This window comes from Pseudomonas sp. SWRI22 (assembly GCF_014268395.2).
Classification (GTDB): domain Bacteria; phylum Pseudomonadota; class Gammaproteobacteria; order Pseudomonadales; family Pseudomonadaceae; genus Aquipseudomonas; species Aquipseudomonas paracarnis.
In genome coordinates this window covers 3,723,227-3,741,093 of sequence record NZ_JABWQK020000001.1, presented here as the reverse complement: position 1 = coordinate 3,741,093, position 17,867 = coordinate 3,723,227, and the positions used below count along the sequence as shown (strand labels likewise).

General features: G+C 61.7%; 10 protein-coding genes. 9 read left to right on the top strand and 1 reads right to left on the bottom strand.

Annotated features, from left to right (window positions below; genetic code table 11):
- The first annotated feature begins 3 nt into the window (after positions 1-3).
- From HU730_RS16335 to HU730_RS16295, 9 genes are all read left to right on the top strand, one after another.
- Positions 4-936, top strand: coding sequence for a DUF58 domain-containing protein (locus HU730_RS16335; protein WP_014718313.1), 933 nt, complete (start codon positions 4-6; stop codon positions 934-936).
- The gene (locus HU730_RS16330) at positions 933-1,427 is read left to right on the top strand and encodes a DUF4381 domain-containing protein (protein ID WP_003190798.1); all 495 of its coding nucleotides are present in this window, start codon (positions 933-935) and stop codon (positions 1,425-1,427) included. Before HU730_RS16335 ends, HU730_RS16330 begins: the two co-directional genes overlap by 4 nt.
- Complete coding sequence (locus tag HU730_RS16325) at positions 1,420-2,508, top strand: VWA domain-containing protein (RefSeq protein WP_072446312.1); 1,089 nt, start codon at positions 1,420-1,422, stop codon at positions 2,506-2,508. Before HU730_RS16330 ends, HU730_RS16325 begins: the two co-directional genes overlap by 8 nt.
- Positions 2,505-4,244 carry a tetratricopeptide repeat protein gene (locus tag HU730_RS16320; RefSeq protein ID WP_186527566.1) on the top strand — a complete coding sequence of 580 codons (1,740 nt, stop codon included), beginning with the start codon at positions 2,505-2,507 and terminating at the stop codon, positions 4,242-4,244. Before HU730_RS16325 ends, HU730_RS16320 begins: the two co-directional genes overlap by 4 nt.
- Entirely contained in the window at positions 4,241-5,881 is a 1,641-nt protein-coding gene (locus tag HU730_RS16315; protein WP_186527567.1) for a BatD family protein, read from the top strand. The genes HU730_RS16320 and HU730_RS16315 overlap by 4 nt, the downstream gene beginning before the upstream one ends.
- Before the next feature lie 399 nt (positions 5,882-6,280).
- Entirely contained in the window at positions 6,281-7,522 is a 1,242-nt protein-coding gene (locus tag HU730_RS16310) for an exonuclease SbcCD subunit D C-terminal domain-containing protein (RefSeq protein WP_054897971.1), read from the top strand.
- Positions 7,519-11,157 carry an AAA family ATPase gene (locus tag HU730_RS16305; protein ID WP_186527568.1) on the top strand — a complete coding sequence of 1,213 codons (3,639 nt, stop codon included), beginning with the start codon at positions 7,519-7,521 and terminating at the stop codon, positions 11,155-11,157. Before HU730_RS16310 ends, HU730_RS16305 begins: the two co-directional genes overlap by 4 nt.
- Complete coding sequence (locus HU730_RS16300) at positions 11,154-11,747, top strand: glutathione S-transferase (protein WP_106117689.1); 594 nt, start codon at positions 11,154-11,156, stop codon at positions 11,745-11,747. The genes HU730_RS16305 and HU730_RS16300 overlap by 4 nt, the downstream gene beginning before the upstream one ends.
- Positions 11,748-11,886: 139 nt before the next feature.
- Positions 11,887-12,267 carry an alpha-E domain-containing protein gene (locus tag HU730_RS16295; protein WP_254914119.1) on the top strand — a complete coding sequence of 127 codons (381 nt, stop codon included), beginning with the start codon at positions 11,887-11,889 and terminating at the stop codon, positions 12,265-12,267.
- A gap of 169 nt (positions 12,268-12,436) precedes the next feature.
- Here the strand turns inward: HU730_RS16295 and HU730_RS16290 are convergent, their stop codons facing one another.
- On the bottom strand, positions 12,437-17,752 hold the full coding sequence (locus HU730_RS16290; protein ID WP_217862463.1) for an Ig-like domain-containing protein: 5,316 nt from the start codon (positions 17,750-17,752) through the stop codon (positions 12,437-12,439).
- Between the last annotated feature and the right edge of the window lie 115 nt (positions 17,753-17,867).

Genomic DNA, 17,867 nt, shown 5'->3' with positions numbered 1-17,867 from the left:
TCGATGAACGCAAGCGATGGCATCCGCGTAACCCTCAGTGAATTGATTGAGATGCGCCACCGCGTGCGTGAGGTGCAGTTGTTCTCCACGCCTGGCCAGCGTAGCCCGCTGGTGGGCCTTCATCACTCCAAGCTGCGCGGGCGTGGCGTCGATTTCGACCAGGTGCGCGTGTACCAGGCCGGCGACGATGTGCGCACCATCGACTGGCGCGTGACGGCGCGTACCCAGGAGCCGCACACCAAGCTGTTCCACGAAGAGCGCGAGCGACCGATTTTCATCATGGTCGAGCAAAGTTGCCGGCTGTTTTTCGGCTCGGGGCAAATGTTCAAGTCGGTGCTCGCCGCCCAGGCCGCCAGCCTGATCGGCTGGGCCGCCCTGGGCCATAACGACCGGGTGGGCGGGCTGGTGTTCGGCGACAATGAGCACTACGAGATCAAGCCACGGCGCAGCAAGCAAAGCCTATTGCAACTGCTTAACCGGCTGGTGCGGGTCAACCAGAGCCTGGATACCGAGCGTCAGCCGGAAGCGGATGCCCTGGGCATGGCCTTGCGCCGTGGCCGCGAGGTACTGCGCCCGGGCAGCCTGGTGGTGGTGATCTGTGATGAACGCGCCCTCACCGAAGGCGCCGAGCAACAGCTGAGCCTGCTGGCGCGCCATTGCGACCTGCTGTTGTTGCCAATCTCCGACCCGTTGGACCACGCCCTGCCCGCCGCCGGGCTGCTGCGTTTCGCACAAAGAGGTGCGCAACTGGAACTGGACACACTGAACATCGACCTGCGCCAGGCCTACAAGGCCCAAGCCGAAGCGCGTATCGCCCGCTGGGAACTGCTCGCGCAGAAACTGCGGCTGTTGTTGATGCCCTTGAGCACCCAGAGTGAAATGGTCGAGCAACTGCGCGAATACCTCAACCCGCAACGCCCGGTAAAAAAACCATGAGCAGCCTGGACCAACTGCAACCGCTGATTGCCCCGCCCGCCATTGGCTTCTGGCCACCTGCGCCGGGCTGGTGGCTGTTGCTGCTGGTGATCCCACTGCTCGGTTGGGGCTTGTGGTGGCTGCGCCGTTTCCTGCCGGCCCGCCGCCCTGTGGCCCGCGCCGAACAACCGCTGGACCCGTTGCGTATCGCCGCCCTGGCCGAGTTGGCTTTGATGCCCAAGCCCTACGACGGAGCGCCTGCGGGTGCCTGGCTGCAGCAACTCAACGGCCTGCTCAAGCGCCTGTGCCGTAACGACTACCCTTATAGCCAGAGCCATACCCTCAACGGGCGCAAATGGCTGGCCTTCCTGGACAACCGCTGCCCTGCCGCCGGCCTGACGCGCTGGATGGTGTTGGTGGAAGGCGCCTACAAACCCGAATGCAAGCTCGACGACAAAGCCATCGCCGGCCTCACCCAAGCCGTCGACACCTGGATTCGCAAACATGTTTGAGTTCGCCTGGCCGTGGATCTTCGCCCTGTTGCCACTGCCCTGGGTCATGCGCTTGGTGCTGCCTGTGGCCGACAGCGGCGAACCGGCGCTCAAAGTCAGCTACCTCAGTGACCTCGAAGGCCTGGCCCGCCGCCGTGCCCGCGTCAACCTGCCCGGCTGGCGCCAGCAAGCCCCATTCGTGGTGCTGTGGTTGCTGCTGTTGACCGCCGCCGCCCGCCCGCAATGGCTGGGCGAACCCTTGCCGATTGCTGCCAGCGGTCGGGATTTGCTGGTGGCGGTGGATGTGTCCGGCTCCATGGATTTTCCCGATATGCATTGGCAGGACGAGGACGTCAGCCGCCTGGCCCTGGTCAAGCACCTGCTGGGAGACTTTCTGGAGGAGCGTGAAGGTGACCGCGTGGGCCTGATCCTGTTCGGCAGCCAAGCCTACCTGCAAGCGCCCCTGACCTTTGACCGCCGCACCGTGCGCACCTGGCTGGATGAGGCGCGCATCGGCATTGCTGGCAAGAACACCGCCATCGGCGACGCCATCGGCCTGGCCATAAAACGCCTGCGCCAGCGCCCGGCGCAAAGCCGTGTGCTGATCCTGGTCACCGACGGCGCCAACAACGCCGGGCAGATCGACCCGTTGACCGCCGCGCGCCTGGCGGCCGAGGAAGGCGTGAAAATCTACCCCATCGGCATCGGCGCCGACCCCGAGCAAACCGGCTCCCTGGGCATCCTAGGCGTAAACCCGAGCCTGGACCTCGACGAACCGGCGCTCAAGGCACTGGCCGAGACCACCGGCGGCCAGTATTTCCGCGCCCGAGACGGCGAGGAACTGCTGAAGATCAAGGACACCCTCGACACCCTCGAGCCCGTGGAACAACAACCCACCCAGGCCCGCCCGGCCCAGGCGCTGTACAGCGGCCCATTGGCCTTGGCGTTGGTGTTGAGCCTGTTGCTGGTGATCCAGGAACGCTGGCCGAACAACGCTTTGCAACGCGGCTTCAATAGGCTATCGAGCAGGGGCATTTTTTTGCAGCAACACCCTGAATGGCGCCAGCGTCTGCAGCGCCTGCGTTTGCGGAGGCGTCGATGATCGCGCTGTGGCCGCACTGGTTGCACCCCTGGTGGCTGTTGTTGCTGCCCCTGCTTGGCTGGTTGCTGTGGCAGTTGTGGCACCGGCAAAAGCGCGCCGGGCGCTGGCAGATGATCCTGCCGCCGGCGTTCCATGCCGAGTTGCTCAGTGGTGGCAATGGCCGCGAGAGTAAATCGCCGTGGGTGGTGCTCGGCATCGCCTGGCTGTTGGCCGTGCTCGCGCTATTGGGCCCCAGTTGGCAACGGGTTGAACAAGCCAGCCAGAAACCTTCCGACCCCTTGGTGGTGGTGCTGGAACTGACCCCGGAAATGCTCGCCACCGACAGCCCGCCCAACCGCCTGGAACAGGCACGGCGCAAGCTGTATGACTTACTGCAAGCGCGCACCGATGCGCAAACAGCCATCATCGTGTATGCCGGCAGCGCCCATACCCTGGTGCCGCTGTCCGATGACCTGGCCACCAGCCGCAACCTGTTGGAAGCCCTGCGCCCGTCGATCATGCCCGAGCCCGGCCATCGTGCCGATCTTGCCGTGGAAAAAGCCCTGGGCCTGCTCAAGCAAGGCGGTCTCGGCCAGGGGCGCCTGCTGCTGATCGGTTCCTCATTGTCCAAACAAGAGCGCCAAGGCATCCGCCTGCAACTGCAAAGTGCCCAGGCTCCAACGTTGTCGATCCTCGGCATCGGCAGTCGCGAAGGTACGCCGGTGACTCAGGAAAGTGGCGAGTTCCTCAAGGACGACCAGGGCGCGATCCTGGTGCCGCGTCTCGACAGCCCGACCCTCAAGGCGTTCGCCAGCGAAATGGGTGGCCGCTACCGTGCGGCGCGCCTGGATGACAAGGACCTGCGCCAACTCGGCATGCTCGACAGCGCCCAAGCCCTGCGCGACGACGGCCAACGGCTGCGCCTGGACAGCTGGGCCGACCAGGGTTACTGGCTGCTCTTGCCGTTGTTGCTGCTGGCCGCGTGCGCCGGGCGTCGCGGCTGGCTGTTCTGCCTGCCCTTGCTGTTGATGGGCGCGCCGCAACCCAGCTATGCCTTTGGGCTGCAGGACCTGTGGCTGCGCCCCGACCAACAAGGCCAGTACCTGCTCAAGCACAAACGCCCGGCCGAAGCCGCCGAACACTTCCAGGACCCGCAATGGCAAGGCGTGGCGCTGTACGAAGCCGGCAATTACGCCGAGGCCATCAAGCGGTTTGCCCAAGGTAGCGACGCCTACTCCCACTACAACCGCGGCAATGCCCTGGCCAAGGCCGGTGAGCTTGAAGCGGCCATTGATGCGTATGAACAAGCCCTGGAAGCCCAGCCCGATTTGCAGCCGGCGCTGAAAAACAAAGCCTTGGTTGAAGCGCTGATGCAGGAGCAAACGCAGCCCGAGCCGGACCCGTCTGCAAAAAACGCAGATGACGAAACCGCCCAACCCGGCCAAACTGCGCAACCGGGCACCAACGCACAAACGGCCCAGGGCGGCGAGCAATCGTCCCACGGCCAGGGCGAAGCCGGTACCGCTGAGACTCAGACAGGCGCCGCGCCACAGCCAGGCGGTAATGAAGTGCCTGGCAGCGAACTGGGCGACGAGCAGACCACCACGCCGCCACTGCGCCCCGCCGACACACGCCTGGAAGGCGAGCGCCGCCAAGCACTGGAGCAATGGTTGCAGGAGATCCCGGACAACCCCGGCGAGCTGTTGCGCCGCAAATTCTGGTACGAACAGCAACAACATCAGGACACCACTCGATGAGCCGCCGCACCACCCTTTTGCTCCTGCTCGCGTTGTCGGCAGGCCACGCCCAGGCGGCGGACCTGGTCGCCAGCGTAGACCGCAGCCGCCTCAACTCCGGGGAAACGGTGGAGCTGACGGTGCAATCCAGTGATGTGACCCAGTTTGGCAAACCGGACCTGTCGCCCCTGGACGCGCAGTTCGAAGTCAGCGGCACCCGCCAGATCAACCAACTCACCACGCTGGACGGCGACAACCACGCCACCACCCGTTGGATCATCACCCTGCTGCCCAAGGTGAACGGCAACGTGGTGATCCCGCCGCTGCAGGTGGGCGCGCTCAAGACCCAGCCGATCACCCTGCAAGTGGTGGAAAGCGCCAGCCAGAACACCAGCGCCGAACTGGCCCCGGTGTTCATCGAAGCCAGCCTCGACCAGACCAGCGTGTACGTCCAGGCCCAGGCCCTGTTGACCGTACGCGTGTACCACTCGGTGTCGCTGTATGACGACAGCAGCCTCACGCCCTTGCAGATACCGGATGCACGTGTCGAACAACTGGGCGAATCACGCACCTATGAAAAGGTCATCAACAGCATCCGCCATGGCGTGATCGAAACCCGCTACGCCCTCTACCCGCAACACAGTGGCGCCGTGGTGATTCCGGCGCAGACCTTCAGCGCTACCCTGGTGGAATCGCGACCGCCCCAGGAAAACACCCTGCAGGGCACCAAGCCGGGCAAGATGATTCATGTCAGCTCTGCGCCCCTGCCCTTGACGGTCAAACCCCAACCGGACGCCTACCCCGCCGACACTCCCTGGCTGCCCGCGCGCAGCCTGACCTTGAGCGAAGGCTGGAACCCCACGCCGGACCACGTGCAAGTCGGCGATTCCCTGACCCGCAGCCTTACCGTGGAGGCCGAAGGCCTGTCCAGCGCACAGCTGCCGGCGCTGCCCGTCACCGAGGTCAACGGCCTGCGCCGCTACCCCGACCAACCAGTGATGGCTAACCGTACCAGCGACCGCGGCCTGACCGGCAGCCGTGAAGACCGCGAAGCCCTGGTGCCGACCCGCGCCGGCGAGCTGGAACTGCCCGCCGTGGAAGTGGTGTGGTGGAACACCCACGAAGATCATCTGGAACGCACCAGCCTGCCGGCGCGCACCGTGCACGTGGCGGTGAACCCCAGCCTGGTGGTGGACACTCCGGCGACACCGACCATCATCACCGCCCCCGACGATGACCGCCTGTGGCTGTGGCAACTGAGCACACTGATACTGGCCTGCACCACCCTGCTGGGCTTTGGCCTGTGGTGGCGCGCACGCCGGCAACCGGCGGTACAACGCGCCGCGCAAACCGGCCCCAGCCCACGCACGCTGCTCGACGACCTCAAGCGCGCCACCCAGGCCAACGACCCTCATGCTACCCGCCAGGCCCTCGACGCCTGGGCACGGCAACAGCCGGAAACGCTGGCCGACATGGCCGCGCGGTTTGTGCCGCTGTCCGATGCCCTGGATGGGTTGAATGGCGCGCTGTACAGCGAAAGCGGCCAGTACTGGTTGGGTGATGACCTGTGGCGAGCGATCAAGGCGATCCCCGTGGCCGAACGCGAGCAAGACCCGGCCACCGACACCACCAGCTTGCCGCCGCTCTACCCCAAGTAACCCAGCCTCGACCAACACCACAAAACCCTGTGGGAGCGGGCTTGCCCGCGATGGCGGTGTAACAGTCGGCAGATGTGCTGGCTGATACTCATCCATCGCAGGCAAGCCAGCTCCCACAGTGGATCTGCGTCGCCTGATCGACATGGCCCGCACCCTCGCCGACCGTGCGCTCGATTGCCACGCCATAACCCCCTAGGAGCGAGCTTGCTCGCGAAGAACTCATAGGCGCCGCGTTTATCCAGGAAACACGCGTTATCGTTGACGTTTTTCGCGAGCAAGCTCGCTCCTACAATCAGCCATCAGGGCTGGCCCACACTCCGTTGATCGCGTCAGCCATGAGTCCACGCGCACTTTTACAGGTAAACTCCCCTCCTTTTCATCTTCTCCACGGAGTTCGCCTTGCGTCTGTTTCATACCTCCGACTGGCACTTGGGCCAAAACCTCCACGGCCAGGAACGCGACTTCGAACATGCCTGTTTCCTTGAATGGCTGCTGGGCCAACTCAAGGCCCAGCGCCCGGACGTGCTGTTGATCGCCGGCGATATCTTCGACACGGTCAACCCGCCGCTCAAGGCCCAGGAGCGCTTGTATGACTTCATCATCAGCGCCCACGAACAACAGCCGACACTGACCATTGTGATGATTGCCGGCAACCATGACTCCGGTTCGCGCATTGAGCTGCCTGCGCCTCTGATGCGCCGCCTGCGCACCCACGCCCTGGGCCGGGTGCTGTGGCTGGATGACGGGCAACTGGATGCCGACCGGCTGCTGATCCCGCTGCCCAATGCCAAAGGCAAGATCGCCGCCTGGTGCCTGGCGCTGCCCTTCCTGCGCCCGGCGGAAGTCACCGGCGCACAGCTGGGCGATGATTACCTGCGCGGCATCGGCCAAGTGCATGAATGGCTGATCGCGGCCGCCAATGCCAAGCGCAACAAAGGCCAGGCGCTGATAGCCATCAGCCATGCGCATATGGCCGGTGGATCGGTATCCGAAGACTCCGAACGCAGCCTGATCATCGGCAATGCCGAGGCGCTGCCTGCCACACTGTTCGACCGAAGCGTGGCGTATGTGGCCCTCGGCCATTTGCACAAACCGCAAAAGGTCAATGGTGAGGAGCGCATTCGCTACAGCGGCTCGCCAATCCCCCTGTCGTTCTCCGAAATCGGCTACAAGCACCAGATTCTCGACGTGACGTTCCAGGGCGAAAGGCTGGTGGGCTGCGAACCGATCCTGATTCCCCGCTCCGTCAACTTGCAACGCCTGGATGCCGCGCCCTTGGCCGATATCCTCAAGCAACTCGGTGAGCTGCCCGACATCGACCTGCTCGCCGAAACCCAGCGCCACCCCTGGCTGGAAGTGCGCGTGCGCCTCGACGAGCCGCAACCGGACCTGCGCCAACAGATCGAAACCGCCCTGCAAGGCAAGGCCGTGCGCCTGGTGCGTATCGCCGCCGAGTATGCCGGCACACGCGGCAGCGCAGAGGTAGACGATGCGCAACTGATCGAACTCGACCAGCTCACGCCCCAGGAACTGTTCAGCCGCGCCTGGCAGGACAGCTACGGCAGTGAAGTGGATGAACAGACCTTGAAGGACTTCGCCGTGCTGCTCCAGGAAGTGCAACAGGAGGGCGAACAGCCATGAAGATCCTCGCCATCCGCCTGAAAAACCTCGCCTCCCTGGCGGGCCCGTTCGAAATCGACTTTACCGCCGAGCCCCTGGCCAGTGCGGGTCTGTTCGCCATCACCGGGCCGACCGGCGCGGGTAAAAGTACCCTGCTCGATGCGCTGTGCCTGGCGCTGTTTGGCGCGGTGCCGCGCCTGGGTGACACCGGCCAGGCCAAGATGCCGGACGCCGACACGGATATTTCCATCGGCGACCCGCGCACCCTGATTCGACGCGGCACCGGTGGTGGCTATGCCGAGGTGGATTTTGTCGGTGTCAGTGGCCGTCGCTACCGTGCGCGCTGGGAAGCCAACCGCGCCCGTGACAAAGCCAGCGGCAAGTTGCAGAACAGCCGGCAAAGCCTGATCGACCTGGACAGCGACCAACTGTTGGCCAGCCAGAAAACCGAATACAAGACCCAGCTCGAATTGGCCCTGGGCCTGAACTTCGAACAGTTCACCCGTGCAGTGCTGCTGGCGCAAAGCGAGTTCAGCGCCTTCCTCAAGGCCAATGACAATGAGCGCAGCGAACTGCTGGAAAAGCTCACCGATACCGCGCTCTACACCCAGCTCGGCCGCCGTGCGTTCGATAAGGCCAAAGAGGCCAAGGACGCCCACAAACAGCTGCAGGACCAAGCCACCGGCGTGGTACCCCTGGCCCCCGAAGCCCGCGCCGAGCTGGATCAACAGTTGGCCCACGCCCAGCAGCAGCTCAAGACCCAACAAGCCCAGCTCAAGCAGCTGGAGTTGCAGCACACCTGGCTCAAGGAACTGCGTGAATGGCAGGAGCGCCATCAACACGCAGTGGAGCAACTGCAACGCGACGAAGCAACCTGGGCCAGCCAAGGCCAGCAACGCCAAGACCTCAGCCTGCTGGAGCAGTTGGCACCGCAACGCCATCACTTCCTGCGCCAGGCAGAACTCGGCACCTTGCTGACGCCGCTGGCGGCACAGATTGCCCAGCACCTCGCGCAACAAACCGCCCTGCACGCCCGCCAGGAACAGGCGCAACACCAGCAAGTGACCGCCCAGGCAGCACTGGCCGAGGCCCTGAAACACCAGGCCGACGCCGCGCCCTTGCTGCGCCAGGCCATTGAAGAGCAAAACACCCTCGCCCATGTGAGCCGCGAACTGGCCAAGCGCAACGAGGAAAAACACCAGCACGAAAGCGCCTGCACCGAAGGCCAGGCCCTGCTCGACGGCTTGCAACACACCCAGGCCCAAGGCACCGAGCGCCTGCAGCGCCTGGCCACCGAACTTGAGCATAGCGCCGCCCTCGCGCCGCTGAGCGATGCCTGGAACGCCTACCGTGACCGCCTGCAACAACTGGTGCTGATCGGCAATCGCCTCAACCAAGGCCAGGCCGAGCTGGGGCAACTCGAACAGCGCGCCAGCGCCGCCGCCGAACAGTTCACCCAACAGCGCGAAGCCCTGGACCTGCTCTACCACGAGGCCGGTGCCGAACCGCACGCGGTGGCCGAACAAATCCAATTGCTGGCCAGCCTGCTGCAAGACAATCGCAAGCAACAGCGCGCCTTCGAAGACCTGGCCCGCTTGTGGGACAGCCAGCAACAGTTGGATCAACAGGCCGCTGCGCTCACGCAAAGGCTTGCCGAGGCCGCGCAAAAACGCGAACAACTGAACCAGACCGGCCTGCAAACCAAGGCCGAACTCACCGTTGCCGAACAAACCCTGGCGGTGACCAAGCAACTGCTTGAGCGCCAACGCCTGGCCCGCAGTGCCAGCGTCGAGGAATTACGCGAGCAGTTGCAGGATGACCAACCCTGCCCGGTGTGCGGTAGCCACGAACACCCCTATCACCAGCCTGAAGCCCTGCTGCAAAGCCTGGGTCGCCATGATGAAAGTGAAGAGGCGGCGGCGCAGAAAGCCGTCGATAGCCTCAAGGAAAAACTTACCGAACTGCGCGGTGAAGTCGGCGGCCTGATCGCTCAGCAAAAAGAGTTCCTGCAACAGCAGGAACAGTTGGCCACCCAGCAGCAGGGTTTGGCGCCGAGCCTGCAAGCCCACCCACTGTCTGCCTCGCTGTTCAATCAGGACGCCGCCAAGCGCAGCCCTTGGCTGGCCCAGCAACTGGCCCAATTGACCCAAAGCATCAGCCAGGACGAACAACGCCAAGGCGCCCTGCTCAACCTGCAACAGAACGCGGGGCGCTTGCAGCAACAATTACAAGCCGCCCAGGATGCCAGCCAGCAAGCCCGGCAATTGCTGGTGGACCAACAGCGGCAACTGGCCGGCGACCGCGAACGCCTGGAGGCGGAACTCAGCGCCTTCGCCAACCTGCTGCCCGCCCAGACGCTGGAAGGTTTGCGCAGCGCACCTGCGGCGACCTTCATGCAGCTCGACCAGCAGGTCAGCCAGCGCCTTGAGCAGTTGGGCCATCAACGCGACGAGCAGGCCGAGCAGCAAGAGCGCCAACAGGCCATCGAGAAACAGCACACCCACCAACAGCATCGTCAGCAGCAACTTGACGCTGTGAATCTGCAAGTCGCCGAGCTGGCCGACCAGCAACACGCCGTCCAGGAAAAACTCCGCGCCTTGCTAGGGGATTACCCCAGCGCCGAACACTGGCAACAGCAGCTGGAGCAAGCCGTCACGCAGTCGCGCCAAAGCGAGACCGACGCCAACCAGGAACTGCACGCCGTGCACACGGCGCAAGTACAGCTGGCCGCCGACCTCAAGGCCCAGCAGCAACGCCAGCAGGCATTGGAGGCGGAGCAGCACGCCCTTGCGACACGCATCGGCGAATGGCGCGCCCAGCACCCAGACCTGGATGATCAGGGCCTCGCACGCCTGTTGGCCCTTGATGAAGCCCAGGTCGCGCAGTTGCGCCAGCACCTGCACAGCAGCGAAAAGGCCGTCGAGCAAGCCAAGGTTCTGCTGCACGAGCGCGAACAGCGCCTGGCCGAACACCAGGCCCTGCACAATGGCAACCTGGAGGCCGAGCAGTTGGACGCCACCCTGGCAACGCTTGAGCAGCAATTGCTCGAGGGTGAGAAACACTGCGCCGAACTGCGCGCACGCCAGTCCGAAGACCAGCGCCGCCAGAATGCCAACCAGGCCCTGGCCGAACAGATCGCCAAGGCTTACGAGCAGTGGCAGCGCTGGGCACGCCTGAATGCGCTGATCGGCTCGGCCACCGGCGACACCTTCCGCAAGATCGCCCAGGCCTACAACCTCGACTTGCTGGTGCACCATGCCAACGTGCAACTGCGCCAACTGGTGCGCCGCTACCGGCTCAAACGCGGCGGCAGCATGCTCGGGCTGCTGGTGATGGACACAGAGATGGGCGATGAACTGCGTTCGGTGCATTCGCTGTCCGGTGGCGAAACCTTCCTGGTGTCGTTGGCGTTGGCCTTGGGCCTGGCGTCCATGGCCTCGAGCACATTGAAGATCGAATCGCTGTTTATCGACGAAGGCTTCGGCAGCCTCGACCCCGAATCCCTGCAATTGGCCATGGACGCCCTGGACGGCCTGCAAGCCCAGGGCCGCAAAGTGGCGGTGATCTCCCACGTACAGGAAATGCACGAGCGCATCCCGGTACAGATCCAGGTCAAGCGCCAGGGCAATGGCTTGAGTACCCTGGAGGTCAAGTGAACGAAGCGCTACTTTATTCGTTCCGGCGCTGCCCGTATGCGATGCGGGCGCGGCTGGCCTTGCGCTACTCAGGCGTTCCTGTGCGAATCGTCGAGGTGAGCCTCAAGGCCAAGCCAGCCGAGATGCTGGCGCTGTCGCCCAAGGGTACGGTGCCGGTGTTGAGTGTCGAAGGTCGAGTGATCGAGCAGAGCCTGGAGATCATGCAATGGGCGCTGGCGCAGCACGACCCGGATGATTGGCTGCTGCAAGGTGACCCTGCGGTGCTGGCGTTGATTGCCGAGAATGATCAGGTGTTCAAGCATCATTTGAATCGATACAAGTATGCCGAGCGCTATCTGGAACAACCAATGGAGCATTATCGGGCCGAGGGTGAGGTGTTCTTGCAGAAGTTGGAAGGCTTGCTGGCGGAGCGTGAGTACTTGCTCGCCGAACACCTGAGCCTGGCGGATGCGGCACTGGCGCCGTTTGTGCGGCAGTTTGCTCATGTGGATCGGGAGTGGTTTGCGGGGACGCCGTATCAGCGTTTGCAGATTTGGTTACAGCGGTTCCTTGAGTCCCCACTGTTTACCGCCGTGATGGCAAAGCCCTAAGGCCGATACACTCAAGTGTGGGAGCTGGCTTGCCTGCGATACTGACGACTCGGTGCAACTGAAACACCGAGTTGATGCCATCGCAGGCAAGCCAGCTCCCACATTTGACCGTCGCTCAATTCCAGTACAGTGCCGGGTCTTGTTATCTAGCATCAAGTATGGGGCAGACCCGCTTTTGAATCAGTCCGTGTTCCACGAATTGTCGTCATTTGAGGCATACACCGAGCTGTATCCCAATGCATTGAATGCCCGCTCGGTGTCGGAACTGTTGCTGTTGCGCAGCGACGTGCCGCGCTCGCTGCATGCGTGTATCGGGGAGTTGAGCCATATCCTCGCGGACCTGCCTGGCAGCTATGGACGCACGGCGCAGCGCTTGGCGGCGGAATTTGAAGCGCGGCTGAGGTATACGGGGATTGATGAGATTCTGGAGGATGGGTTGCATAGTCGGTTGACGGAGTTTATTGAAGCTATCCGGGAGTTGGCGCGGGCGGTGCAGAGCTCTTACCTGGAGGCTGTGTGAGGGCATTGCAGTCACTTGACGGTCAGTCCTTGTGGAGGCGTGGAAACCCTGCCCCCAAAGGACGATGTCGAGCTGCCTGAGTTTTTTGCCCGTGCGCACGTTAGCCGGGAGTGGCGCACGGGGCAGTCTTCCTTGAAGTAAATATGCCCCAGATTAGCCCTATGTTGATTTAACTAATCCCCCATGTAGGAACAGAATTCCAACCTCCGCTATCAGAATCAATGATTAATTCATATGGATCACTAGTTCCCGCGTACCTAAAAAACCTAAGTATTGTTTGATTTCCCAGCCAAAGCGATCCAATGTGGATGATAGGAAGTCCACCCACTCTGTATAGGTCAGCAAGTACCCTACACTCAGCCTGCGTTGGAAAACGTGTACCTGAACTGGCGATAGCATTGACAGCTCTGGGCCATGCATTTTGAATTGTCGGATTGCCGTTATGAACTTGCCGCCACATCGTTAAACCACTTATCGTCAAGGTATAAGAGGCGGTAGTTCCAACATTATCTGTCACTGTGATTTTCGTTGTTCCTTTGCCCGCCGCTACCACTCGCCCTGTCAACTCATCAACCGTTGCTACATTTTTATCAGCTGAACTGTAGCGATAAGGACGAACGCCACCTGTTGCACTTTGAGTATAGACAGCAGCCGCAGGTGGATTTGCGGGCGGGGCTCCTTGAATAACATGGTAGCCAGGGACTGCAAGAGTTTTATTCCCACCCGCACTTAAAGCGGGTTTGTAAATGGTGTATTCCACCACCGGAAAGCTGATGGCCTCGGCCTCAACCTTGCTCACACTGAACGCCGCTTTTAACTCCACCTGCAGCTTGGTGCCATGTCCCACCCCCTCCAGATAACTACGAGCGATCCCTGGTTCGATTTTTCCGTTAGCGATCCAGGTCGGGTTCACAGCTGCGCTGCCCGCCCCGTTGTATACCGTCAGCGAATGATCAACACCCTTGTCCGTTTTCCCCAGCAGCTTCAACCAGACGGGGTAAGGCGCAGTGATAAACGGCCAGACACCAATTTGCCCTGTGGCATTGCCGGTAAACGTAGTCAAGTCCAGTACTTGAGTCGCCGCGTTAGCCTGGTTGATCTTGAGCACCGTTTTGGCCAACTCCGCCTGGGGTATCGGCGTTACCGTCACCGTCAATACCTGGGACGATACAACCTTGCCGTTGCGGGTCACTTCGTAATAAAGGGTGACCGTCTTGTTGGTATTACCGACGTTGGCGGCAATCGCGGCCTTGGTAATATCGAACGTGGCTTTGCCCGTCGCTACCCCATTCTTGGCCGGGATCACCGGAGAACCCGCTCCGGCTGTCCCCACCATCGTCACCTTGATGCTGTCTGTGGTGTACATCGGTGTGTACTCCACCGACACCGTGCCACCGTTTTGTGCGTTCAACGGCGCCAGGGTAACGGAGGTACCCGTCCCCGTGGCCTGGGTCAACTTGGGAACAGGGAATTCTGCCGGCAGTGTATTGACGGTGTACTCCACTATCGGAAAGCTGATGGCCAGGGTTTCATCCTTGCTTGTGCTGACCGCGGCCTTGAGCTCCATCTGCAGCTTGGTGCCATCACCCAATCCATTCAAATAACTACGAGCGATCCCTGGTTCGATTTTTCCGTTAGCGATCCAGGTCGGGTTCACAGCTGCGCTGCCCGCCCCGTTGTATACCGTCAGCGAATGATCAACGCCCTTGTCCGTTTTCCCCAGCAGCTTCAACCAGACGGGGTAAGGCGCAGTGATAAACGGCCAGACACCAATTTGCCCTGTGGCATTGCCGGTAAACGTAGTCAAGTCCAGTACTTGAGTGGCCGCGTTAGCCTGATTGATCTTGAGCACCGTTTTGGCCAACTCAGCCTGGGGTATCGGCGTCACCGTCACCGTCAAAACCTTGGACGATACAACCTTGCCGTTACGGGTTACATCGTACTTAAGCGTGAGCGTCTTGTTGGCATTACCGACGTTGGCGACAATCGCGGCCTTGGTAATATCGAACGTGACCTTGCCCGCCGTTACCCCATTCTTGGCCGGGATCACCGGAGAACCCGCACCGGCTGTCCCCACCATCGTCACCTTGATGCTGTCTGTGGTGTACATCGGTGTGTACTCCACGGACACGGTGCCACCGTTTTGTGCATTCAACGGCGCCAGGGTAACTGAGGTACCCGTCCCCGTGGCCTGGGTCAACTTGGGAACAGGGAATTCTGCCGGCAGTGTATTGACGGTGTACTCCACTATCGGAAAGCTGATGGCCAGGGTTTCATCCTTGCTTGTGCTGACCGCGGCCTTGAGCTCCATCTGCAGCTTGGTGCCATCACCCAATCCATTCAAATAACTACGAGCGATCCCTGGTTCGATTTTTCCGTTAGCGATCCAGGTCGGGTTCACAGCTGCGCTGTCCGCCCCGTTGTATACCGTCAGCGAATGATCAACGCCCTTGTCCGTTTTCCCCAGCAGCTTCAACCAGACGGGGTAAGGCGCAGTGATAAACGGCCAGACACCAATTTGCCCTGTGGCATTGCCGGTAAACGTAGTCAAGTCCAGTACTTGAGTGGCCGCGTTAGCCTGATTGATCTTGAGCACCGTTTTGGCCAACTCAGCCTGGGGTATCGGCGTCACCGTCACCGTCAAAACCTTGGACGATACAACCTTGCCGTTACGGGTTACATCGTACTTAAGCGTGAGCGTCTTGTTGGCATTACCGACGTTGGCGACAATCGCGGCCTTGGTAATATCGAACGTGACCTTGCCCGCCGTTACCCCATTCTTGGCCGGGATCACCGGAGAACCCGCACCGGCTGTCCCCACCATCGTCACCTTGATGCTGTCTGTGGTGTACATCGGTGTGTACTCCACGGACACGGTGCCACCGTTTTGTGCATTCAACGGCGCCAGGGTAACGGAGGTACCCGTCCCCGTGGCCTGGGTCAACTTGGGAACAGGGAATTCTGCCGGCAGTGTATTGACGGTGTACTCCACCACCGGAAAGCTGATCGCCTCGGCTTCAACCTTGCTAAGACTGACGGCGGCTTTGAATTCCATCCTCAATTTTGTGCCATGGCCCAACCCATCGAGGTAAGTGCGCAACAGGCGATATTCATAGCGGCCTTGGGCAACCCAGTTCGGATTGACATACGAGCTGTTGAAACTGAACAGCGTCAGGTCATGAGCAACATTAGCGGCTGTTCTACCAAAAAACTTCAACGAGACCGGATAAGGGGCGGTGATAAACGGCCAGGTGCCGACATGCGCCATCGCGTTGCCGACGAAGCTATCCAGGTCCAGCACCTTTGTCGCGCTATTGGCCTCGTTGAGCCTGATGACCGTCTTGGCCAGCTCCGATTGCGGTATCGGCCTCACGGTCACCGTCAAGGTTGCCGACGTGACCGAGACACCCGCACGGGTTACCACGTATTGGTATTTCACCGTGGTGGCGTGGTCACGAATGTTCGCCGCAATCGCCGCCCTGGAAATATCGAACGCCACCTCCTGCAAGGCTTCATTCCCAGGTTTGGCCGGGATATCTGGCGAACCGCCATTGCCGGCACCGTTCATGGTGACTTTGATCGAGTCGCTGTTGCGCATCCCCACATAGCTCACCACCAGTTGGGTACCCTGTTGCACCCTGAGCGGCTCCAGTTCGGCGGTGTCGGGGCCGGTCGTCTGGGCTTCGCGCAAGGTCGGCGACGGCAACTCGCCCACGCCACGGCTGATCAGCACCTCGGTGATCTCAGAATACCGCGGCATCGCCTCATCACTACGTGTCAACGTGTAGAACACCGTCACCGACTCATCCAGGTTGTTCTCCACGTAGTATTTTTCGATGTCGTGGGTGGTGGTGGCGCCATTCACGGCCACTTGCACTGGCACTTCGGTGCGGGCGCCCCGGCCAAGCCAGTACATGCGGATCCAGTCGCCGCGCAGTGTTTCGCCAAACGGTGCAAACACGGTGGCGAAGGCACCTACATCATCCGGATTCAACTGGCCGCTGACCGCCTTGTCGACAATCGGCTTGGGCATCGTACGCTTGATCTGACCCACCACGATCTGCAACCGCAGGGACTCCTGCGGGCGGCCGCCGGGCCGGGTGTGGGCGTAAAACACGTCAGTCAGGTGGCCGTCGAAACGCCGCAGTTCGTCGGGGTATACCGTAAACAACAAATCCCCACCGGCCGTGGGCGGAATATCGTCGACCTCGCGGCCGATGCGATGTTCGATGGTGTTATCGGCGCTGCTGACCCGGAAGATGACTTCGATATAACCGTCCTTCGGCCAGCTCCCTTGAAGGGGGAAGCGTACGGTCGCGTCGACATCCGGCTCGATATGGCCACCCTGGTCCTCGTCTATCGTCGGTGCCGGCCACCTGACGACTTGCCCAATGACGTCCAGATAGAGCTTTTCGGAAGGCTGTTGCACCGCGCCATTCTGATACAGGGCATGCACACTCGCGCTGCCTTCGGCAATCGCGCTCACCAGCGCGTTGGGAACCTCAAAGGTATAAAGGCCTGCTCTACTGAGTTCTTCGGTGTGCGTATAAGGGATCGAATTGCCTTCACTGTCCAAACCGGCCCAGATCAGCGTCACGTGGGAATACGCGCTAGCCTCCTGGGAGAGGACCCAAAGGGCCACTTCCACATCCCAACTGCCCAGTTCCGCGAGGTCGATTTTCGTACCGGTGTCTGGAAACTGCAGCCACGGCGCTTCGGGGCGCACCTCATTGAGGTGCACATCAATCAACGACACCGCCGACCAGCGTGCCCGCTCCTCCGGCAGATTGCCGCCCGCGTCCCGCACCTGGTAAGCCACGCGCGTAAGCCGGTTATTGCCCGCGGCGCTGATAGTGGCGTAGTCGACGGTCAAGGTGATGTCACGGCCCACTTCGCCGGGCTGGACCCGGTGCTGAACCACTTGCGAGCCCCAGGCCAGAGTGATCAGGTCATAAGCGCGCATGTTTAGCCAGTAGCGAATGATGATCTTGACACCCGCCAGTGCCTGCTCCTGATTGACGCCACGCAGCACAACATCCGGTGGGACCTGATACGCCAGCCCCTGGTGGCCGGGCAGACTGTCTTTGTCTTCGCCACCGGGGCGAGTCAGGCTGACCCGTAACTTGATTTCTTCGGTGAATGACTCATTGCCGCTTCTGCGCCTTAGCATGGCACATACCGGGTAGACCAAGAACGGGACGATATGGTGCGCGGGAACAGTCAGCGGGATCAGGTCAAGGTTTTCCTCGCCTTCGCGAATCGGCGTAGAGGCCACGGGAATATTACGGTTGCCCCAGAACAGTGAGGCAACACTGCCCGGAGTGACGCCATCTTTGGGGTTGATCAGGTAGACCACCAACGGCACCTCGGTATGCCGCAGGCCGATACCGCCATGCGCCCCTTCGATATCACCATCAATGGCCGGTTCCATCAGCGGAACAACGATGGGCGGCAGGAGGGGGTTAAGTGTTTTGTCCTTGGGCATGGCGAGAGTCCTCACGGTCGTGCGCTGTTGGCTTACCGTTATCAAACGCCTTAAATCGCGGCGTGCCTACTGTCAGAATTAACAGGTCGTGCGGGATGCCCCTGGATCGGTACCT